Annotated in this window: 16 protein-coding genes; all 16 read right to left on the bottom strand. The window is 50.6% G+C overall.

Annotation, left to right across the window (positions count from 1 at the left end; genetic code table 11):
- On the bottom strand, positions 1-12,801 hold the full coding sequence (locus tag OXH00_02845) for a strawberry notch family protein (GenBank protein ID MCY3739937.1): 12,801 nt from the start codon (positions 12,799-12,801) through the stop codon (positions 1-3).
- Entirely contained in the window at positions 12,801-12,971 is a 171-nt protein-coding gene (locus OXH00_02840) for a hypothetical protein (protein MCY3739936.1), read from the bottom strand. Before OXH00_02840 ends, OXH00_02845 begins: the two co-directional genes overlap by 1 nt.
- Positions 12,972-13,164: 193 nt before the next feature.
- On the bottom strand, positions 13,165-14,178 hold the full coding sequence (locus tag OXH00_02835; GenBank protein MCY3739935.1) for a hypothetical protein: 1,014 nt from the start codon (positions 14,176-14,178) through the stop codon (positions 13,165-13,167).
- A 3-nt stretch (positions 14,179-14,181) separates the two neighbouring features.
- The gene (locus OXH00_02830) at positions 14,182-14,709 is read right to left on the bottom strand and encodes a hypothetical protein (GenBank protein ID MCY3739934.1); all 528 of its coding nucleotides are present in this window, start codon (positions 14,707-14,709) and stop codon (positions 14,182-14,184) included.
- Entirely contained in the window at positions 14,706-15,050 is a 345-nt protein-coding gene (locus tag OXH00_02825) for a hypothetical protein (GenBank protein ID MCY3739933.1), read from the bottom strand. Before OXH00_02825 ends, OXH00_02830 begins: the two co-directional genes overlap by 4 nt.
- A 1-nt stretch (position 15,051) precedes the next feature.
- Positions 15,052-16,191 (bottom strand): hypothetical protein, encoded by a 1,140-nt coding sequence (locus OXH00_02820; protein ID MCY3739932.1) that lies wholly within the window; start codon positions 16,189-16,191, stop codon positions 15,052-15,054.
- A 2-nt stretch (positions 16,192-16,193) separates the two neighbouring features.
- Positions 16,194-16,343: a hypothetical protein gene (locus tag OXH00_02815; GenBank protein ID MCY3739931.1), complete on the bottom strand. Its 150-nt coding sequence runs from the start codon at positions 16,341-16,343 to the stop codon at positions 16,194-16,196.
- An 85-nt stretch (positions 16,344-16,428) separates the two neighbouring features.
- Complete coding sequence (locus tag OXH00_02810; GenBank protein ID MCY3739930.1) at positions 16,429-16,929, bottom strand: hypothetical protein; 501 nt, start codon at positions 16,927-16,929, stop codon at positions 16,429-16,431.
- Positions 16,916-17,917, bottom strand: a complete 1,002-nt coding sequence (locus OXH00_02805) for a hypothetical protein (protein ID MCY3739929.1) — start codon at positions 17,915-17,917, stop codon at positions 16,916-16,918. Before OXH00_02805 ends, OXH00_02810 begins: the two co-directional genes overlap by 14 nt.
- Positions 17,917-18,576: a hypothetical protein gene (locus OXH00_02800; GenBank protein ID MCY3739928.1), complete on the bottom strand. Its 660-nt coding sequence runs from the start codon at positions 18,574-18,576 to the stop codon at positions 17,917-17,919. Before OXH00_02800 ends, OXH00_02805 begins: the two co-directional genes overlap by 1 nt.
- Positions 18,577-18,584: 8 nt before the next feature.
- Positions 18,585-19,316 carry a hypothetical protein gene (locus OXH00_02795; GenBank protein ID MCY3739927.1) on the bottom strand — a complete coding sequence of 244 codons (732 nt, stop codon included), beginning with the start codon at positions 19,314-19,316 and terminating at the stop codon, positions 18,585-18,587.
- Between the two features lie 10 nt (positions 19,317-19,326).
- Positions 19,327-20,010, bottom strand: coding sequence for a hypothetical protein (locus tag OXH00_02790; protein ID MCY3739926.1), 684 nt, complete (start codon positions 20,008-20,010; stop codon positions 19,327-19,329).
- 35 nt (positions 20,011-20,045) lie between these two features.
- A complete protein-coding gene (locus tag OXH00_02785; protein MCY3739925.1) occupies positions 20,046-20,708 on the bottom strand; it encodes an FkbM family methyltransferase in 663 nt (220 codons plus the stop codon).
- On the bottom strand, positions 20,635-21,681 hold the full coding sequence (locus tag OXH00_02780; GenBank protein MCY3739924.1) for a hypothetical protein: 1,047 nt from the start codon (positions 21,679-21,681) through the stop codon (positions 20,635-20,637). The genes OXH00_02785 and OXH00_02780 overlap by 74 nt, the downstream gene beginning before the upstream one ends.
- Complete coding sequence (locus tag OXH00_02775) at positions 21,674-22,267, bottom strand: hypothetical protein (protein MCY3739923.1); 594 nt, start codon at positions 22,265-22,267, stop codon at positions 21,674-21,676. The genes OXH00_02780 and OXH00_02775 overlap by 8 nt, the downstream gene beginning before the upstream one ends.
- Positions 22,254-22,952: a hypothetical protein gene (locus OXH00_02770; GenBank protein ID MCY3739922.1), complete on the bottom strand. Its 699-nt coding sequence runs from the start codon at positions 22,950-22,952 to the stop codon at positions 22,254-22,256. Before OXH00_02770 ends, OXH00_02775 begins: the two co-directional genes overlap by 14 nt.
- Position 22,953 lies beyond the last annotated feature (1 nt).

Raw genomic sequence — 22,953 nt, 5'->3', positions numbered from 1 at the left:
TTATTCCTTCTCTCCGGTGCCCGTCGCTTCCTCAAGCAATCGCCAGCCCCCAACACGCCGTGAGAAACTCACGATCGGCAGCCTGCGGAGTGCTTCCGTGCCAGCACGCTCGAAGTCGCCAGTCAACACCGGTCCGATCATCTGTGCAGCGACCGAGAACGTTGGGCCCGCGGCTTGTTTCGCCAAGAGGTTCGACATCTGATACCAGTTCCCTTCAGCATACATCGCCAACTCGAACATCACCGAGGCGATCCCAAGACTTTGTGCCGCGGCAAGCCCTTTGAACATCCGATCCAGCATCGTCTTATCGTCGTCATCGCCCTGTAAGGCAGAATAGAGCCAGAGCAGCCCCCCGGTACCGAGTCCCATCATGCCTGTCGCGGCAACGAAGTTGCCAAGCGGTTCGAGATTGCCTTGCTTCGCTTCCCGATAGGCGCGGCGGAGTTGGTTGTAGACCAACCTGTTCTGCTGGAGCATCCAAGACTTATATTTCATGAACACCCGGATAAGCGGGTTTTTCGACAACATAAACTGCGGTAGGCTGGTGGCATCATACTGCTTGAAGGCTTCGTCAGAAATATAGAACATCGAGCGGAGCATCGTGCCCGCGAGCCGTTCCGCATGTGTCAGTTCACCGCCCTGTTCGGACGAAAACACTGTGTCCACCTCGTTATTCAAGATCAGCTCCTCTGCGGCTGCGAGCGTTTGTGTGAGCTGTCCCGCCGGTATATTTGCGATCACCTCCTGATTTAACCGCACTGTGTCCATCTCGCGGCCGATCGCATCTCGCTTTTTGCCTTCCGCTTCGGCGTATCGCTGGATTTTCGCTTTGGCGTTCTCTAAGCCGATGCCTAAGCCAGAAGCTCTGCTAAACTCATCGGATTTCGAGAAAAATGTCCACCGGGAGCCGAGGTATTTGTCCGCGAGCGTTGTGTCCGCCATAAATTTCCGGGCATGGCTCAACCCGCGTGCGAGCTGTTGCATCTGTCCTCGATACTCTTTGTTCGACATGTTCCGCAGTCCTTTGAAAAGCGGGTTGGCACCGGTGAGCATCGAGATCAGTGGTATCTCTAAAAGGTTCTGGATCGCAACACCGTGGTTCAGCGTTAGCACTGTGATTGTATCGTTGATCTTCTTCCAAAACTCTGACGATTCCATTTCCAGCGGATCCCGGGTATGCCAATTCCCAAGCCCCAAGACGACCGAATGCACCGCGTTTTTCCGTTGTGCGAGCGTATTGTAAAACTCATGGATATGCCGTGCCATCGTTGCGTGACGTTGGTCGATGTTTTCACCGACAACCTTCCAATTCCCGTTAGATTGTTCAATCAGCCCGATGCGTTCCAATTCTGATAAAGTTGCATCATCGAGGTTCATCCGCGCAATATCTATCTCCTGGTAACGCCCCGTTTTCTTGCCGTCGGCATCGCGTTCGAGCCAGTGTAGCATAATATCCAAAGCTGTCTCGACACCGGAGGCAAACTGTGGCATCCGTTCAAACATACCTTCTTGCCCGGAATTCAGAGCCTCGATGACTTTCCGAAGCGCGGCTTCACGGGGTGTTTTATCGAAGTTCATCACCTGTTCGATGAGCGTTTTCATCCGCGGCGAGTCCCCGATGAGCGGGTGCTGCTGTCCGATCGTTGCGACTTCCGCCAAACGATCCCATAACCGCATCCGGTTTTCTGCCATCAGTGAAATATCGCGCGCATAGAACCGATCGTCCGTCTCACGGGTGCGTTCCAGGTGTCCGTAGTAGCCGACGCGCCCTTCGCCCTCATAATAGTTCAGAATACCCTGTAAGGCTGCGTCCTCGTTCGCGACGTGGTCTGCGACGATGCGAACCATCTCGTAAGCGGTCGTGGCGGTTTTGCCCGTCGGGAGGTGTGTATACAAGAACCCACCGGGATCGATTTCGATCTCAAAACGTTGCAGGAGCTCTTTTTCTGCAGCGGGGTCATCAGAGGCGAGCAGTTTATTCAGGTCGTCCTGCATTTTCTGGAGTGCCGAGTATTCCTGTAAAGGCGATTTGCCTCTAAAATAGTGGGGCATATAGAGTTTGTTCGCTGCCCTGTGCGCTTCCTCGATGGTGTAGAATTTTCCGTCTTTGACGTAACCTCTGCGTTCTGCATCCCATTGGAAGCCGTCAAAGGACTCACCGTACCATTCTACCTGTTTCCCTGCAGCATCGGTTACATAGAGCTTCTCGTTAATATTCTCCAGTTCGCCCATGAGTTCAACGATCTTCTGCGTGTCGTGGATCAACATCTCACGCCAGGCTTCCTTTAACCCTTCTGCGAGATCAAGCAGTTCCTTATCGTTCTCGATCGGGGTGTTATACTCGATGAAGTTCCAGACCTTTTCTGAGAGTTTCTTGCGTGTCGATGTCCGGGTTTTCGGTGCGACGACTTCGGTGCGGAGGCTTGTACGTTTGCGGGCGAGTTTATTGAACGCGAGCAGATGCGGTTCAAGTGTCGATAACGCACGCCCGGCATTGAGTTTCGAGATGTGCTGCCGTTCACGCAAAATCTCTTTGAGCACATCGGCGGGTGAGGGGGTATCCGAACCTTCGGGGGCTTCGAGTTCTGTGAGTTTTCCGAACCCGGAGACGAATTCGTTTTTCGTCATCCGTGCCCAGCGACGCGCCGTTGGGGACCAGGCTCTCAAGATTTTCATGATACCGGCGTTAGAATCGACAAACGTGTTGAGTGCTTTTTCACCGATCTCTGCGGTCTTGGCGCGACCGCGACCTTCCATGGCGAGGTCTTCGGGTGCATGCACACGATATACCACCGAGTCGGGGTTGGTGCGTTGGACTTCTGCGGTGTAGTCAGAGAGCAGCTGCTGTTCATTGCTTTCATCGACAGTCGATTCCGCATCTGTCGCTTGGACGAGTCCGTAAGGTTTGTTATTAATTCTGATATACAGCAGATCGTCGAGCGACACTTCGCCCGGCACAAGGATTTCAGCAGCTTTGCCTTCATGGAGCAGTTTAATAGCGTCTTCACCAGCGACACGGTAGCCTTCCGCGACATCACCGATTTCGTTTTTGATGCGCTGCAGGATGCGTTGTGCGCCTTCAAAGGTCTCTGCACCGGTATTCGCGGCTTCCGCAAGTTTGTCAATGTCGCCAGATGTTTTACTGCGTCCGAGTTCTTCATAGACAATCCTTTCAACGAGTGCATCGTAGAACATAATCGAATCTGTTGTCCCGACAACTGCGCCTTTCTTTCGGATAAGGTGCTCTGCATCAAACGCATACCCTTCATCACCGCTATACCGGCGATCTACAGGTGCGAGGAACACAAAGTCGGCGTTGTCTGTGACTGCATCCCAGTTTGATTTTGTGGTTGTCGCGACATGTCGAGAAGCAAGCAACTTATTGGAATTGTAAATCGCAGCACTCACATCCCCTGCCATAGAACGACGGTGTCTTATGTTGTGTTCGGCAGGATATGTCGGTGATTGGACATACTCTATCTTCATGGTGCCAGGGACATGCATCAGTCGTGCGGAGATCGTGTCTGTAATCGGGTTGAGCGTGCCTGCGCCCCCCATTTGATCGTTGGTGGAGCGCGGATCGCTTTTAATCTTATCCAGCCATGCTTTGACAGCCGTTTGTTCGTCGGGTGTCATCTCATCAAACTCGACGACCCCTGTGAGTTCATTTTCGCTTAAGGGCGTGAGATAAAACTTTTGACCGTCAATCACGCGCGTCACAAGTAGTCCTTCAGGTGTTCGGAGCAGTTCCAAATCTCCAAACATTTCTGCAACATTTCGATTCATTGCCCGAGCTTCTTCTTGGAAACCTGAAAGCGGATTAGATGCGTGAACAAACGCACTTGCTATTTCCCGAACTGCAATATCTTCTACCTCAAAGAACCTGTCTTTGATTTTCGTGCGTTCGACTGCGTTTTGGAGAATTTCTCTCCACTCGCGGGATCTGTCTGCGTAATAAACCTCTTCTATTGCTTTTATGTTACTATATATGGTGTACGCTTGGTAGAGGCGATATGGATGGATTTTGTCTATGATTTTCTGAATTTTCTGTCTGAGTCGTTTGTTGTCCCATCCCTCTGATACTTCGGCAACCCTGTGTTTTACAAAAGTCTTCAATTCACCTTGTAGTTGTTTCTCTTGTGAAGCACTGAGTTTATTTGCTTCAACAACTGTTTTTTTCGGGATCGTCTTATAGGGTCTCGGTGATTCGAGTGTGTCTTGACCTTTGCGTTTTGTGCCGGGCTGCTCTTTACCGGAAAGCCTTTCAAGCGTGCGGTTGAGGATTGCATCCGTTTCTTTTTGTTCTTGTGTGCGGGTATCTGGGTCTCCTTGCTGACCGATATGGTCAATCCCTGTCACACGCTGTGAATTTACCCACACCGAATCCACGCCATCAATCGCTTGTAGTGAGCGTGCAAGGGAAACTGCTGCGTCATCGCCCCACATCGCGATATGCACCTGCTGTCCTTGACGCACCGCGAAAGCATCTTTGATATACTGTACGGGGTCTGTCCCGCCACCGCGCAGTGTGGTATCTGTCCACGCATCCACGATTTTCCCGGTCTTTTTATCCACAAAAATCAGTTCCGCCACATCCGATGTGCGCCGTTTGATGCCCATCATATAGGTCGCTGCTTCGCGCGCCCCGCGGATGAGCGGGTTCTGGTAAAGCGGATCGGTCGGCTTGACTTCACCCGAAGGGTCCGAGACCGCCGCTGCGCTGGTATCAAATTCTACAGCACCCGGATCTAACACGGTATCTTCATGCCACGTATACTCACCGTTTTCAAAGGTTCTGTAGGCGTAAGTGCCGGAATCGACGATAATATCTTCTGCCATGAGCGTGCCGAGTTCTTTATGCCATTGCATAGCGGCGCGTTTATCTGGGTCGGACCACTTCGCAACGCCCGACGGATGGTTATGGATACGCAGAATGCTATCGGCTTTTTCCTTGGCAGCCATTCTTTTGATATGCGCAAAGTCACCGGCTTTCGTCTCACCTTTGCGGTTGAGGCTCATCGGCTCGATCTTCACAATCCTGTCGTTTTTCCTGTAAACAATCCAGGTATGTTCGACCTGTGGATCCCGAATGAGTTGCCCAAGCAATGCAGCTTCGGCAGCACTTTTCACGAGATGCCCACGCAACCGGAGCGGTAGTTTCTTGTGGATGTGCTCGGCGATTCGTTCCAGCCGTGCCGCGATTTTGGTGTCCGTCTGCTGTCCGATAATATCGCGAACGATTGCCGGAATATCTATATCTGACCCTTCGCCATTTGGCGGAGCCTCTGCATCAGGTGTTTGTGTCGCGTCAAAATGATTCGGATCGACACCGCCGATCTGTTCAAGCACTTCAGGCAACACGCCAGACGGGATCACCCGACCGTGCAACTGACTGCCATCGAGCATCGGGATCACACCCATCACGGCGTGTCGTGTGTTCTGTGTCGAAAGGTCTTGCCATTTCGGGAGGATCAACCCGGTTGCCATGAACATCTCAGAATCGACATACGCATCCGCCGTTGTGTCTTCTGCTTCCCAGAGTTGTTGCCCTTCTCGCATATCAGCGATATGCTTAAAGTCGTATGCAAGTTCTCCCTCGGTCAACCGGTGTTCACCTGTATGGATCCCCTGAACGGGTGTACCGCGGGGGCCCCAACGGACATATTCCGTTTCCGATGCGCCTTTGCGGAGCGGTGCTTCAAAGACCGCCCAGACGTGACCATCGGCATCGGTATAAATCCCTGCGAAGGTGCGACCGTAGTGTTCGTAGCCCTGTTCGCCGTTGATGACTTTCTGTACGAAGTCCCAACTCCGGCGCGGGAGTTTCCGTTTCACCGCCAACCGCACGACTTCTGCGGTTTGACCGGTATCGGGATCGGTGTAGATCGTGAGCCTATCGGTTACCTGCCCATCTTTAGAATTCAGATCATTCGCGCCGACATCTAACTCACCCAACTCGCGCCTGTAGGCGACAATCCGTTTCAGGCGCGATTCAAACTGTTCATAGAGACGGGGCTGCTCTGTCGTCGATTGATGCAATAACCGCTGGAAAAACTGTTGCACCGTCGGAATTGTGTCCGTGTCAATAAACCCTGTATCTCCTGCGATTTCGGGGCGGTCGAGTCCAAGCGTATCGGCGATTTCAAATTCACCCGTATCATACATATCCTTCCAGAGCTGCGCGAGTGCCTCTTGTCCGTGTACGCCGAAGACATGCCCGCGTTCACCTGCCTGCGTCTCCTCAAACACATCGGCTTCCGGGTCATCGTCGAGGCTTGTTTGTCCCTCCACTTTGTCGATGTTCTGCATCAAGGCGTTATCTGCCTGTCCTGCGAGCGCGCCCATCTCTGCGAATTTCGCGAGTGTCGCGCCTAACACACGATCCCCACCGGGTAGATCCTGATAGACGACCTGGTATTGCGGATCGATCGCTGAGTTCGACCGTTTGCCTCTGCCCAAACCCTGTTCAAAGGTGTTCACATTCCATGACGACTGCACCAGGTAATGAAAAAGGTTATTGACTTTATCTTTGATGACATCCTTCACGGGGAGATTAATACCGGTGAGTCCTGCGGGTCCCAGCACGATGAGGTTCAAATCCGTGGTTTCCGAGAACGCCGTTGCGAGTGCCTCGCGGTCAGTGTTGGCGCGTCCCGAAATCTCGCCGGAAGCCATACCGGCATCGGCGGCGATCTGGTGGATAATGTCTGCGGCGAAAGGGAGGCTCTCTATCTGCTGTATCTGACCTTGAATCAAACTCAAGAGTTCTGTCTGGAGACGTTTCAGGGTCGGGTCGATAACGCGAACGGTGTTCCCGTCTGCGTCGTATTCCATCCGTGGCACAACAACCGTATATTCGGAGCCGTCGCGACGCGTGCGCACTTCTGTGATGTGTTCATGTACGGGGAACGTGTTCTCGTTGGCAACGAAATCGATGAGCAGATCGAAGGGGCCGGCAGTGTCTTGTCCGCGGGCTTCTGCGCGTTCGGTGGTCGCTTCCCAGGTGTTTTCGAGTTGCACGATCACCTTATCGCCGTTTTGGAGTTTTTCCCGGAGATCCGTCTCCAGCCCCTGTGCTTTCATCGCATCGAGGACCGCGAGAAACACTTTCTGGATCTCGCCGTAGAACATCCGCATATACTTGCCGCGGTACTTCCCGTGTTCACCGTCCGCTTCCAATAGGCTGCCCCACGTCGTGCGCAGCCCTGCGTCGAGCGCGCTTTCAAACTCCTGACGGATGCCCTGCACAAACGCCACGGCGGCATCGTATTGCGCTTTCTCGGTGTCGGTGAGCGGGATTTCGACCGGCGTATACCGTGTCTCTTTCGACGATAACGCCCGCGAGACATACCGTCCGATCTGTTTCAGGTGGAGCGGGATCACCTCTTTTACGGCACGTGCGGCGCGTCTGAAAGCGGATCGAAACTGCCGGAAATTTGAGAACGGCTGGTTCGCACCCCACAAGCCCAACCGTTCCGCGACCCAGAAATTGTCGATCTCTTTAAACGGTGTTGCGGACATATACAAGAATTTCGCGTTCGGGAGCAACTGGTGGAGTGTGGCGATCATCTGCCCGATCTGTGAGCTCGTGCCTGCCGTTTTATGCATCTCATCGAGGACAATCACGCCTTGAAACGCTGCCGCTTTCGCATCGAAGTCGGGGTCGGGGTCTGCGTTGATGTGTGTCTGTGCAAACCTTAGCAACTGTTTTACGCGTTCCTGGAGTTCTGTGCCCGGCAGGAGTTCCTGTTGCCCTTCCTGTTGTGTGCGTTCCGCAAGCAAGAGATCGGCGAGGCGCGGTGTCACGCGTTGGCGGAACTGTTCGACGTTCGCGGGGTTATCGAGAACAACACGTCCGGCTTGCCTGCGGAGTTCTGCTACGATGTTATTGAACACCTCAACAGCGTTTGCGCCTGCCACGTCAGAGATACCAAGCCGCGAGAACGCTTCAAGCGATGCCTGATACGTCTCTGGATGCGTCTGTTGGAGTGTCGGACGCGCACCGGTGAGATGCGCAACGATGTCGGCGATGGCGTTCTGGTTGCCCGCTGTCGTTGTGAAGTTTTTCAAGTCCGGTTTCCGGGTAAGCATCGAATAGGTCGCCGTGCCGATGGGTGTGTCGAACTGCTGGTTGCTGGAAGAGTAGCGTGAGATGTCGTCAACCCGACCGCCCATTGCCTGCATGTCGGTGCTGTAGTTGTTGAGTAGCTGTTCATTCGGGGCGAGGACAAAGTGTCTGTTGATGCCTTGACGCATATAGTGCCAGAGCGTTGCCAACGCTTGGCGCGTTTTACCGACACCGGGTTTATCCCCAAGCAGGAAACCGCCTTGCACGGTCGTATCGGTGCCCGTATGGATTTTACGCAAAAACGCTGCGATAATCGCTTTGACACTCGACTGCTGTGCCGGTGAGAGTTTTGTTGTGTCTGTCTTGACAGTCTCCGGGAGGTCGAGGTCTGTGTCGGCAGTCGCAGGTGCTTGCACGCCTGCGAGCGTACGCGTCTCGGCGAGCGGACGGCTGTGTTCCTGGTCGGGTGTCTCCAGATCAGCGTAGAGCGATAACTCTGAGGCTTCTTCGGGGAGTCCTTCCGCCTGTACCGCGGTCAACGCGTCGAGGATACGGTTTTCGGTTACCGAGCGTTGCTGTTTCGCTTGAAGCCGTGCTACCTGCTGATCCACGAAGGCATTGAGCAGCCGTTCATAAATCTCTTGCTGCGCGTCGGTGCGTTGCGGTGCCTGGAGTGCCCGTAACTGTGCCGTTTCGATCGGGGTCCGATCCTGTTTCGCTTCGAGGCGTTCGATGGTTCTCGCCAAAAAGAGCTTCCGACGGACGGTATCGAAATCGGAACGTTGCTGATCGGTAATATCGCGCAGAATACCGGCATCGTTGAAGAAGTCTTCGTCTTCGTCAATATCGAGGTCTTCATCGACCATCTCAGCGTCCGGCATCTCGCCAGCAACATCTGCTGTCAAATTCACAGCCCACTCGACCTGTTCCTGTTGTTCCGGGGTGAGATTGTTGATGAAGTCTATCGCTTCACCGTCGGCTTTCATCCGTTCCCATTCCGCGACGCTGATGCCGAGCGCGTCCAAGTCGCGCTGCACGATGGGCGAGACGCTGGATTCTGTGGGGGTTTCGGTGCGACGGCTGACACCGACGACTTGGTTGGTGTCGATCGGCGTTTCTGGTTCATCGTTTCTATCCAGTGCATCACGTGACGCTGTAGCATCTGCTGTGTCCGTTTCTGTAGATCCATCGGGTGTCTCCTGTGTGATTCCGTCGATATTTCGCTCCAGGTATCGGACCGCGGCATTGAATATCGCCTCGGTGACAGCGTCGTTGCCTGCCCGTTCCGCGCGCGCCAACGACCGTCGCTTCGATGTTCTTGAGGCTTTGTTCCAACTCGAAGCCGTGATGTTTTCACCGGGGAAAACGATGCCGAGTGCGTTTTCAACACCTAAATCTGAGCCTCGATCGTCTGGTTGTATATCATCCGCAGCTCCATCAGCTCTTCCAGACTCATCGCTATCAGTTCCTTGTGGCTGTGTTGGGGCCACTCCGCCGCCACCACTTTCGGGTGTTGCTGGAGTGCCGGTAGCGTCTCGATCAGCTGTTCCTTGAGATGGATCTGGCTCTGTGCTTCCTGGTGTTCCCGAACCTGATCGTGCCACTGCTGTGTCGGTTGTTGCGTCTTCTGTGGCTGTTTCATTTTGTGTTTCCCCTTCGTTCATGGCGCGTAGGAAAGCGTCTATCCAGTCGTTTGCGAGACGTTCTTTATCTGCGGCATCCGACATTGCGTCCATATTTTCGCGCAAACGCACTAACTCCGGTGGCAGGCTATCGGGTGGCACTAACACCGTCTGCCCGTCTTGTGTGGTGCGGGTCGCAAAGATCGTCTCGCGGATGTATTCGCGTATGATCCCTGCGAAAATGGCTTCTGAAATCGCTGCATCGTTGAACAGTCCGCCTTGATCGGTTTCCCGTCCTCTCGATACGGCTGTTTGTGCCCACGCTTGGAAATCATCTGCGAGTTGGCGGGGTGCGTTGCGTTTGGCGTATATCAGATAGAGCAGCTGTTTTTCAAGGAGTGTGGGTGCCTCGATGAGCGCGCCAGACTGATAGACTGCCTCGATACCGGCATAGAGCATCACATCTTTGGGCTGTTTGCGTTGCTGTGCGTCGCGTTCAGCGTTTTTATTGATTTCAATGAACCGAAAGATCGCAGACGCGAGTTGGGTGGAAATATCCTGCCCGTTTGCTTTCGCATAGGCGAGCGAGGCGATGGCATTGCGGAGCATCGCTTCAATGTTTTTGACATCCTCAAGCCCCTGTTCAATCAAAACCTTTGCGAGCTGGTCACCAATGCTTTCACCGAACACATACCGGATCATGGCGTTCTGGATACGTTGAATCCCGTCATTCGAGAAACTTTTGTTATCCGCGGTCATAAACGCTGAAACGAGGTGTGTTGGGATACGGCTAAAAAGTGTAGACCGAAACTGCTGGTTTTCCTCGCTCGTCAACACCTCTTCAAAACTGCCTTCACCGGGTTGCCAGAGTGCCATCAAGTCGTCATCAAAGTATTCCGTGTCTTGCGAGGCTTGCTCCGCAGCGGTGTGATCCAGCGTGGCTTGCACATTCGCATCTTTGGCGAGTGCCACTTCATCGATGTCGTCCAGGATTTCATAGGTCAACACAGGGGCTTCCATCGCGTCTGCCTCAGCAGGGTCGATCCCGACCTTTTCGAGTTCCGCCCGAAGCGCGTCCTGGTAACCTTGCCAGTTTTCCGGGTATTCATTGCGCATCAGCTGTAAAGCGAGGGTGCGACCGTTCCCAGAAAGTATCCGCCGCGGGTGTTTCTTACTGGTGACGGGCGCGCCATCACGAAACTGTTTGAAAAACTCCAGTAAGAATGCGAAGTTCGGCTGCTGTGCGGTTTTGCGGACCTGCGACATCGAGATCGCGCCGCCACGCCCTTCACGGGGCTGAAGGTCTTCGGGGTAATCCTCGCGTTTCTCGCCATCCAACTGGTGGGACGGCACAAGATCATCTAACTCACGCAGCACAGGACGCACATTATGTGCGGTTACGCCGTCGGATTCGTAGCCTGTGTTCTCTGTTCCGATGCGGGCTTCTGGGATCGTTTCTGTAGTTCCTGGTGTGTCAGGTGCTGTAGCTGCCGTTCCATTGACATCTCCATCAACTGCTGTGTCCGTTCCTTTAGAAACGTCTGTATCTCCTTGTCCGTCCACTGTCGGTTGTCCATCTGTTCCCTCCACAATTTTATCTGCAGCTTCATTTGCGCGTTGGGCGCGTTGTTGGGGTGTCGGTCGCTGGTCTATCCCACGATAGATATTATACCATTTCTCGCCGATCTGTTGCCGTAAGCGTCTATCTGCCTCCTGATGCAGTTGGGACGGCACAACCCCCATCTGTTCCTGTAGCCCGGCGGCGATCTGGTCATAGCGGTGAGATATAGGGTTTCGGACCCCGGCATCGTATTCCGCATTCAGCAACCGGATCCCTTCAGATTGCGAACCGCCTGCGAGATCCGCATAGAACGGGAGCCATGCCTTGGTGAATTCGATTTTCTCGGCTTCAGATACCTGTTGTTCTGCGGCAGCCTGTTCCGCGTCGGCTTGTTGCTGTGTGTATGCGTCGTCTTGGTCGATAAAGGATTGTTCAATCGCAGCCTGTTCTGCTTCCGCGGCTTCGCGTGCCTCTGCCTCGATGAGCATCCGTTCCCAGGCCTCACGCCGTAATTGCTGATCTAACGATTCCTGTCGCTGTTGTGTGGCGGTATCTAACGCCACCTGTGCGTCTGCAGATTCCACCGCGGAGTCTGCCGCGGCACGATCTGCAGCACGCGCCGCTTCTGGCGAAAGCCCCGGTGTTCCCGGCGCAGTGCGTGAGCCGGTAAGATCGTCGTGTTCAGTGGTGGATTCAGTCGTCTGTGCGTCTTCAGCAGCTTGCGGATCTAACCCTTGGAAGAGTTTACGGCTTCTTAAATGTCTCACCAAATCGCCGCCAGCACCGATCGCTTCCAGGCCGCCCTCCGCCAAGACTTCAAGGTGTGCTTCTTCACCGGCACCAAGAATATCAGCAGCCTGTGTCGTGTAGGAGGGTGCTTTCCATAACGGACTCCGTACGGCTTTTGAGACAAGACTGCCCGGCGGTGCCCAGCGTCCGAATGCGCGTGCGACCGGGAGAATCGAACCGATCTCTGCCACAGCTTCGAGCGGGTTCTCGCCGAGTCCTTCACCGGAGAGTAGCTGTTGTCCGCCACGAATCGGGCCTGTTAGACTGCTTGCACCGACATTCAACGCGCCTCTGACAACCCCTTGATCTTCCCAGTACTTGTCCCACGCAACATCCATGACCGTCTTCTCGGATTCCGGCTTAAAGATCGGCGGGATACCGGGAATGCTCGGCACGGTGAGGTTGCCATCCGCATCGACCTGCATGGCGCGATCGAGGTCTTGCAGTGCGCGGCGCGTGCGACCGCCGAGGTTGCCAGAGAGTGCCGAATCAAACGCACCCGCCCGTAACTTGGCGATCCTGTCTCTGTTCTGCGCAATCACCTGATCGTAGTTCCATCGCTTGACATCCTCCGGGCTAAACCGTTTCACCTCGCCAACAGTGCGGTCTAACTGCTTTTGGAGCATGTCGATATACTGAAACTCTTGACCCAACCGTTGTGTGAACTGGTTGAACGTGATCTGGTTAAAGTAGCCCTGGTTGTAGAGCTTCTTAAACCGTTCCTGTTCTGCTGGGGTGAGATATTCGCGTAGGGTTGCCATTATTCATTGCCCGCCTTTTGGAGTAATTTTGGTAAATACTTCTCTGCATATTCTGCCCACAGGTATCCGATTTCGGAACCGCTATACCCTAATCCTATCAGCATATCTTCAAAACCAAAGTAAATATCCGTGAGTTTTTTCATGTTTTTTCCCATTTGTGGCTGAGTCATGACTTGAGTCTCCGTAGGTTTCGGGTGAGTACTGTCCGCAGGTTTTCAGTGAGTTTCGGGTATTTTTTCCCCTGACATCGCCTGCACACCGGGTATAGGATGTAGTTGCGAATAAGTTTGGCATCGAGTGCCTCTGAAACTTCATAATCACGTTTACATTTAAAGCATTGCCAATAGATCCAAGACATGATGGCTACCTTATCGGCGTATCGAGGAGCTTATCCGCGCCCGCGGATGTGTCAGCGTTTTGAGGGCGATTGTAGTGCCCAAATCTCAAGAAGTTCGTCGCGCCGCTATAAACCTCGTCTCTTAGGATTTTTCGTAATTCGAGATCGTCATAGCCTGCAGCTTTGGATGTGCGCTTTAGCCGTTTCAGCACATCCGAGCCTTTGCCATCAAGAATCTGATCCCAGTAATCCGGGATCATTGTTAACGCCATTTGCGGATCCACGCCACGATTGATGAGCTCCTCAACGAGATGCCCACCGGCTTGTCGGAGTAGTTGGGTTTGGCTCACCGCGTTCGGGTCTTCAGAGACAAACGGGTGATCTGATTGGAAACCGAAGGGCCAGAATTGCGCCCGTTTATCCCAGGGCCATACTGCCGATTCACCCTCACTGCGTAAGTGTTTTAGGACCATCGGTGCGAGTCCTTCAACGGTAATATCGCGTGTCTGTGTCCATGTCGGTCCGCCACTGCGACTTGTTGACCGCGGACGGTTATAGGCACCGATCTGTGCGCGGATGAGGTCTTGCGATAGACTTTTATCTTCGAGATACTCTTGCCAGCCCTGACCGAGATTGTATTCGCCCTGCTTTACCCTTAAGCGACGCTCCAAATCTCGCACATCTTCGTTGGCTGCATACTCGTCTAACTCGTTCTGAAACGCCTGACGACGCATCGGCATCAACCCGGTTTTCGGATCATACAGAAACTCATGTGCCTCACCGGCACGCGTATCAGCACGTTCGCGGAGCTGATGGCTTCTATCAGATTCCAGCACGCCTCTGTCATACGCCCGATCGGTCACAAAGTCTTGGCGCGCATCACGGTCCTGACGATATTTCATCTGTTGGTTATACTTGATCTGCTGCAAGAGCCGGTCGAGATGATTTTCTTTGCTCTGGAGTGTCTGTCCATAAAAGTCGCGTTGGGCTGCACCTTCACGGGCAACGCCTTGTTCGATACCACGTAGAAATCCTAACATCGTTCACCTCCTTAAGTCTTCCCAGCAGGGGCCATAAGGTTCCTGACACTGCCATCCGTTATCTGTTTTTTCCAAAACATTGTGAGGGAGTATATTCCCGCAATTCACACACGAAAAATAGACGGTATCTAACTCACTTATATCATGACGCTTCTCATAGCATGCGTTACAGAGATTGTACCGGCTTTCCGTATCGGCTTTGCCTACATGCATAATGTTGACTTTCATGCCTGTCTCTGTAAAGGTCTTTTCGCAGACATGGCACTCGAATCTCTGCTGTATCAACCGTTTTTCGATCTCCTGAAGATCATCCGATTTCTTTAATTCCGATATAATCAACTTTGCGACTTGGATGTCCCTTTTGACATCTTTGACAGCACGTTTATTGGTTTTCAGCCGTTTCGCGAGTTTCAAGGACCTTTTTGCGCTGCCGAGATAATCTTGTACGACAGCGAGCGGTGTCCGAGATCTGGAATTTCGGATACAGAGAAAGATGACCTTGACTTTAGCCTCAAACACTTTTTGTTTCATTTTTTTTTCAGATTGAAAATCGTCTTATCCTCGTCATCAAACCCTGTAAACGGAAGCCCTATCTTCGATGATGGCATCCAATACCACCCGCTATATTCAACCGCACGGTTATAGAAGACGGCTTCAAGGATTTTGAGGTCTTTCAGCATTACAGGCTTCACACGAAAACGCCAGTCCTGTAGATTATCATCGAGATACCGGAAGTTTTTATCGCCACGCATCGTTTGGATTTCGTCATTGCGTCTATCATAGTTCGTCAGAGAATGCCACCGCCACAGAAATGTAGGCAGTTCTATCAGTACACGTGATAACGTTAAGGGTTTGCTGTCTACTTGCAGCATACTAATACCTACTGGTCAAGGGCGTGTTCCTGCTGCCATAGCCACCCGCCCCTGTGCGTTGCTGACTTAACAGTTTGAAAGGATCACGACTCCCCAGGATGTTGCCACCGCCAAGTTGTACCGCGGATAAGTCTGCTTTCGCTTGGATCGGTGAGATTTTGTTTCCGCCACCGCCACCACCGCCGTAGTTCGGGTTTGCAAGCTGCATCAATGTATCAAACTGGGTCTGCTGTTGTGCGAGGCTTTTGTCAAATCTTTGCTCATCTCTGTAGTTGGTATAAAGGTTCGAGAGGATATTCCCGGAAGATTCCAATGTTGCGTCGCGACGCGCCTGTTGCTGACCGAGCTGACCGAGCCGTGCGTTCAACCCAAAGGTCTCTCTGGCATACTTTCTACGATCGGCATCTGATAGCACATTGAAGCCCATCTGTTGGTACGCGAGGTCTCTATCTGCTTGCCGGTTCAACTGATTCGCACCCATTCCCTGATACGCCCTTCTGCTGGCATCGGCAGAATTCAGTAGCCCCAGTCCGAGATGCTGACGCTGAAGTAAGGTGTTCATATAGGCATCCGATAGGGCATTGCGTTGGGAGTCATAGGTATCCGCCATCAGCCGTCCGCCGATCGACGAATTCAGCACCCCTGAACGCGCCAGTTGACCGCCCTGATTCCGGCGCAGGCGATCAAAACGCGTCCCGAGCTGCCGATCCATCGTCGCAGCAACCGACGGCGGAATATCTCCTCTTAAGAGTTGGTTCGCAAGGTTCGTGTCATACGGGAGTCCGCCTTCACCGGCGACCCAATCCCGTGCGACACGCGTTATGACTTGATCGCGACCGAGTCCGCCACCCGCTGCCTGTTGTGCACGCGCCAGCAGTTGGGGGTTGACAAACTGTGCGCCCGGGTTCTTCATGAAGTTGTCGATGAGTTGATCGGCGGCTTGCTGCTGCTGTTGCGTCTTGAGCGCGTCTGAAAAACCGCTACCGGCAATACCTTGCAAGGCTCTACCAGGTAACTCTCGCCATCTTCCCCACGACTCGGGGAGCGCATTATAGGCACTCATTCCTATGTTGCCAGCCATGTTCTGACCGATTTCCCAAATTGCGGGGGCTGCCTGTGCGATTGTTGCTATATCTGCCATGATTATCGTGTCTCCCATGTGGGGTTATGCCGACGGCGCGGTACCTCTGTTGGTTCAACAGATTGCTGTTTAGGGTCAGAATAGATATAATCGTCTTCATCCTCATCCGATGAAGGATTAACGAACTTCCACTCAACCGCAGAATCTTGCAACTGTATGCCCACCAAAGCATAAAGTAGTGCGATTTTTTTCGAGATTTGTTGTTTTTTACTACTGTGGTGGTCTCCGAAAACCATTTTAGATGCCTCGTGACAGGTGAATAGGATCTTTCCCATAAACACCGATAAAAAAACAGTTCTGATCCTTCTGGATGTCCGCCAATCGTTCGCGTCCGTCCGGACTGTCAAAAATCAACTTGATGCCATCGAGTAAATGGATAGGGTATGCCTCTCCAGTTTCGGGATTTTTGATCTCTTTGGGTAAACAGTTTCGTAGAAACTCACCGTTTGCCAGAAAACAGGTATTGTGTTCGGGTATCTGGTTGGTATTCAAAAGATATACATCCTGAAAAACCTTACCGATTTTCATTGGTTTATTGATACTAAAGACCACAAACGGACGTTTGCCGTAATAATCGTAAGCATTGATATACGCGCCTATGAGGGGATTGGCTTGCTCTATAGGCATTTCACCCTCTGAGATGACACAAATATCTGTGTTTCTGCGGTCGTCAACAATGAAGCGCGTAAGCACCATGAGTGTGCTATCAGTCGTATAAAATGCTTTATTTTCTGTCATTCATCAATACTTCCTTTAAAACGTGACCGAGTTGTTCCCTAAATGCTTCAAAACAGTGCTTTTCATTGATTTCTTTGATGAGCGCGGTATTCGGTTGCAAACCATTTTCAAGGCATTCCATGATTTCAAGTGCGCCGTCCTCTACTGTGTCAAATCTTGTCAAATTTTGATACTCATCGAATTGCGGGTGGTATCGCCACGCAAAGAAATTAACCCCAGACATACCACATTCCAAAAAAAACAGACAGCCGACATCATAAATCGACATATTGATCCCGACAAGCGATTCCCTGATCCGCCGTGCCGTCTCTATTGGCGACGCTGAATGTACGTATTCATCAGCGACCTGTTCAAGTTCGGTTTCGAGTGTTTTGTCATAGTCATAAGTATACTGACCCCACATGCCAGCGTTGCCCATGTAAAGTTTGTGCACGTCTGCGGGAAGTTGCGTAAACAGTTGTAGAATCGCATCAATGTTCTTCTGAAGTCCGACCTTGCCAGCGACGAGAACCTGCTTCCGCTTCTCTCCGGGTTGATACAGCACGTTGTCGATCGGTGTATAAAGTGTGTAGATCGGCTGCGTCGGCGCGATAACCTTTAGGAGTCGATGCTGATACGCGTTGCAAGCAAGGAGTCCATCGAAGACTGAAAAGATTTCTTTACGATATTTCTCTTTCCAGCGAAAAACAGCCTGCTCCTCACACCAAAGCAGTTTTACAGATTTATCGTGACGACGGAGTTTCTGAATCTTGGAATGCACATCTTCTTTGACTTCCAAATCGTTTTTGAAAAAACAGAGCGGCTCAACGATAATTACATGCCGCATATCCGGGTCCGCGAAGTCGTTTGTAAAATGCATGTCCGGACAGCATTTACGGAGGTTCAAGTATTTCGTAACAACCCCGCCACCGCCTTGCTTAACAGTTGGCTTGATCTCCAAAGTTTTTAAATCTGACCATGCTTTGCGGGTAATACAACTCACTAACATCAATCTATATCCTTTTTCGCTCTTGGAAAATAGCCAAGAATTTCCTGATAGGTTTCTTCAATCGAAGTTGTCGCATCGACACGGATCAGCCACTTTTGTTCACAAAGTTTCAAATAGCGTTCTCGGCGTTCATAGAAAATTGACTCCGGTGTGACATTCAACTCTTTACTTGGATCTTCAAACCGGTTCGCGCGTTCCTCATAAACCGCATAATCCACTATATCAAGAAAGAAGTGATTCCCACGATTGATCTGCGGCAACGCAGATTCTTGAACAAACTCCGCAAAGATGTCCATATCCTCAAAATCGGGCAGATTGTCAACAAGATAGTCAAACAGATAGTGATCAAAAATAATGATTTCACCCTTGTTCAAAAAGGGTTTGATGCGCCAATGGTATTCTGCAACCATCCAGCCGAGACCGCCGACCCCAAAGACATCTATGTTGCGTTCTTCATCCTTCCGATCCAATGTCCTGTAAACGATTTTCTCAAACCGATCCCGGAGCAGATACGGCAGCACCCGAATACCTTTACCGTCGGCTTCAAGCTTTTCAGCGATTGTTGTTTTCCCAGAACGTCCCGTGCCGTTGAGCGAAAATATCTGGTTACCATGCGAGTAGTTGCGTTTCCAGTGATCACGGTCTTTGTGATAATTCATAAAACTCCTTATACTTTATCTTGTCGCCCGAAATCCGTAAGCATCTCATTTGAACCGGATCCACCCTGATTATGCATCGGATTAGGGAGTCCGTTGAACATTGTCGGCGTGTCTAAATCCGAATCCCAACCCCCATCTTTGATAAATGCTTTTCTCGATACTTCGTTGAGTGCATATACGCCACCGGGACAGTCCGGGTAAAAATCACGGAGGACGGTTTCTGGTGTTTTCGGGAAAGCTTGCATACACTGACTAAGATACCATCTCGCCCCATCAGGGCGTAATATATTACAGCCCGATCCACTACCAGGAATCCCTGTGACCCAATTCGGCGAATAATCAGAGCATTCCCTTCTGATGCGCGTGTTGAACAGCATCGCTATATTGAAATCAGGAATCTCGGCTAACAATTCTTCAAGACGCGAATACGTGATTTTTAGGAAATAGTCATCTTCCATCAAAAGGACTGTCTCCTGCTGAGCCGCGACTTTTTTGAGGGCACGCAGATAAGACCATGTGTGTGCTTGCACTTGAACATGTCTTTCTTTCTCGGAATTAAAACATTCAAACCCATCTCGAACAGCGTCATCTGCAAGCGCGCGATAAGAACTGTACGCCTCTCGGTCTTTCGCTTCAAGCCGTCTGACTTTTTCCTCTGGCACTTCAGATGCCTCAAGGTTTTTCAGCATCGCTTCGTTTCGATCAGGTCGTCTATCAAGATTGATATACCAAACTTTCATGCAAGCCCCCTTAAAGTTTATATCCGTCTGCAAAGTCTTTTGCTTGTTGATATTCTACTTTTTGATGATTTATATCGCCGTTATCTATCCAACGTGCCCACGAAAACCAGATACACTGTTTACGGTGCGTGTAGATACCCGCCATCTGGTTATTACCTAAAAAGGTTTCTATATGCCTATCGGATTTTAGATTCAGATAATGTTTCGCGCCATGCGGTGTCCATATATTAGCGGTATCTCCGTTGCCTAACGAACCACGCACCCATATATCATTTATATCTTCTGTGGGCTGATTGCCATTGTTTTTATGATAAAGCATGGCTACATTTATATTTTCCAACCCCACAGCATCCACGAGCATATTCCATCTTTTTGCTAAAGTTCGATAACTTCTACCGATATAGACATCACTGGAGATGACTAATGTTGGATGCTCGGATTCCGAGACATGCTTGAGTATTTTCGCATACCCGAAATTAAAGGCTGCTATATGCTTTATCAGCAAGTTTTCATTACGCAAAAAGTTTTCATAGTGATCACCGAAACCCTCATTTCTCATTTCTTTGAAATAGGCGTGTAGGTCGTCGCGATAATCTGCCCCTTTATAAATGCGTATTCTGTCTTCTCTGATGAGACGACAGACTTTGAACCCAACACTTTCAAGATGCCCAACTGTTGAATGTGCTCTCGGCATGTGTTTATCTATTGAAAGAATCGCTACGTTGAAAATCATTTTACTTTTAAGTAGTTTCGATGTGTACGGACAGTTTTATGGATAAACGCACACTGAATTTGACCGTGCAAATGATGTTGGTTGATAACCGCAAACCGATAGTTTTCTGCTTTTAATAACTTCGCAATCGGATACAGATCGTTTATCAGATGGACTTCGATAATAATGTAAGCGGGATGTTGTGTCCACTGAAATCCTTGAAGGATAGGCAGTTCATTACGCTCAACATCAAGGCAGAGCAACCGAACCGGTATTGGTATTTTAGCGAACAAATTATCCAGCGTGATAGCCGTTTGTATTATTTCGCCACTCGGTCGTACAACAAAACCGTCATGACGAAGTTGCTCGTTTTTAGTTTTATATATCAATGCCTCAATGAAATGGATGCGATCATCTTCGGATTCAGGAAACATCTTCTGGCAATGCGCTATGCTCTCCTTATTCATATCCACCCCATAATAATGCCAACCTGTTTCGGATTCAAACTCATCAAGTCGGACTGGAATACGCCAATTGTGCCAGTATTTTTCGCCCAACAGATAGATATACTCGCAAGACCTATATAGTCCAATCTGTAGTGCTGCTTTAGGTTGATTGTCCATTGATGCGTCTATGGATGCCGATGTTTTCTCGCCAAATGTCTTTGATGTCAGTTTCATTGTAGCTCAAGAGTGGGTCTTTTTCGCGTGTCTGTACACCCTCTTTTTTTAGGGCCGCCCAGTTTTTGCTGTCTTCAGCATTACTGTCAAGCCAGATATGATCGAAGTAGTAAGGTTCATCTGAAAAATAGTCTTCGCGTGCAAAGTGGATCGGAATACGCCAAATCTTTCGGAGTTGTTCGGGACGCTCCCCTGTTTTTTCAAGATAAAGCCCGTACTGTTCTTCGTCATCGGAAATGTTAGGCGTGAGTTCCATAATCATCGCTTTAAAGTCTTCGCGAAGCTGTTGCGGATTCCAAGCAAAGAGTTGACCCGAAACCTGCCAATAGACAGTTTGTGGATGCCCTAAGTATTTTTCAACATAACTGTCATAGATCGGACGTGCTTCTGCCTCTGTCTCAAACTCGTACTTTTGCGGTGCGATGCGGCGACGCGTCAGCCGATTGCCATAACTGTAGGTCATGAACAGGCTTTCATCTTTGCCAATGTCTAAGAGTCGATCCGTCGGCAAAATATTGTTCTGATCGCGGATAGAGACAAACATATCCGTGTCTACCAAATAACAGCGGTGATAATCCTGAAAATAGGGCACTGTCGCAGCGTAAAGTTTCGCACCTAACTTATGCCGAATTGCGCATCCCCTTGGCACCTCGAACAGCAACACGGAATTTCTGAGATTCGCTTTTTCAAACTGATCTCTGACGATTTTTTTTGCCCATAACTTGCTATCAACAAGAAAATAGATGTCCCATTCTTTTGCGATCAGATCGGTATTGACGCGCCATGAATGTGCCGCCCAGAAAGCTGAGTTTATGACATAGTGCGGGATCACACCTTCATAAGCCTCAAACAATGCGAAAATAACGCAAGCTCCGTTTTGCTTGAAAGGTCCCGGCGGTTTCGGTAGATCGTATTCGGGCAACGGTCGTTTGATCCGCCTGCTGTATTTTTTTATCATCTGCGCTTTATCCATCTATATGTTTCCTCACTGCGTTGAACACTGTTTGTTTATCGGCGTTAGCATCAATACGGATGAGATACCCCATATCAACGAGTTCCATGTAGCGTCTCTGACGCTTCTGAAAACTCTCCTTTTTGACCCGACTTTTGTCTCGTCGGTAGTGTGGGTTGGATTCAATCCGTTGCTCCCTGCGAGCGAGATAGGTTTCGTAATCCGCATCTATAAAGAAATGAAAACCCTCTTTAAGCGGCGGGAGTTCATAACACGCAATCAATTCGTTAAGCGCGCCTATTTCTTTCACAGAACCTAACTGCTGCACAAGGTAGTCGGGGTAATAGTGATCAAAAATCACACCGCCGTGTGTATGTTTCTCATGCCCATGCCAAGCGAGTCCGAAAAACAACAATGCCGTATGCCGTTTCCATGCCTGGACATCAATATCAGGATCAAACACATTGAGAAAGCGTTTTTGAAAATTGTAGCGTTCGCGATAGAATTCCACTACAGTGCCGTAGCCTGCTTCTGATAGTGAAGCAGCCAGCGTCGATTTACCAACGGCTTTTGAGCCGTTGAGCGATATGAATTTATCTATTCGCATATTGATCCTTTAGTTCTTTGAATCCGGGCATCTGGCTATAGTCGGCAGGCTGCCATACCGGACAGTCGCTGTTAATACCAACGTCGAACCCCGCAAAATCAGAGATGCCCCTAACAACAGATACAACATCCGAGAAATCTTCAAAGTCAATATGATGACACTTTTCTTCATAGCCAACGTAAAGCGATCTGAACAATCTGCGGAACACACTCATTTTCATGTAGTAGTAAGCATACGTCTTTGCATCTACCGAGTTCAAACGGATCAGATTTTCTCTGTAGTCCGTCCATTCCTCATGCGGATTTTTCCGTTTGACTTCCCGATCAAAAACAGTGTCGTTGAACCAGTCTGTGAGTGCTTGCATGAAAAGGTCTTTGCGCCCGAGGATGACAATCTTTGGTGTTTGAGAGATAAGATAATCTGAAAAAGTTAGCCATTGAATAAGGTCTGATTCTCTTGTGCTGAAATTATGATAGCGTAAGACTTGAACAGACATACGCTTCGTATTTTTCAGTCTGTAGAGACTTGAAACGTCCCTGAGTTTACCGCCATCCCGAAGATGATGTAGAAACGTCGTGCCTGTCAGTGCCGCACATTTGATGCTGTCCTGGAGAAAGTGTGAACCCGATCGCTTCTGTGCGAGTATCAATAGTTTCGGTATCTGAATTTTGTATCTATGATCCATT

It is taken from the genome of Candidatus Poribacteria bacterium (assembly GCA_026706025.1).
Lineage (GTDB): Bacteria > Poribacteria > WGA-4E > WGA-4E > WGA-3G > WGA-3G.
Note: the sequence above shows the minus strand (reverse complement) of the source record. Positions and strands in the feature narration are given on the sequence as shown.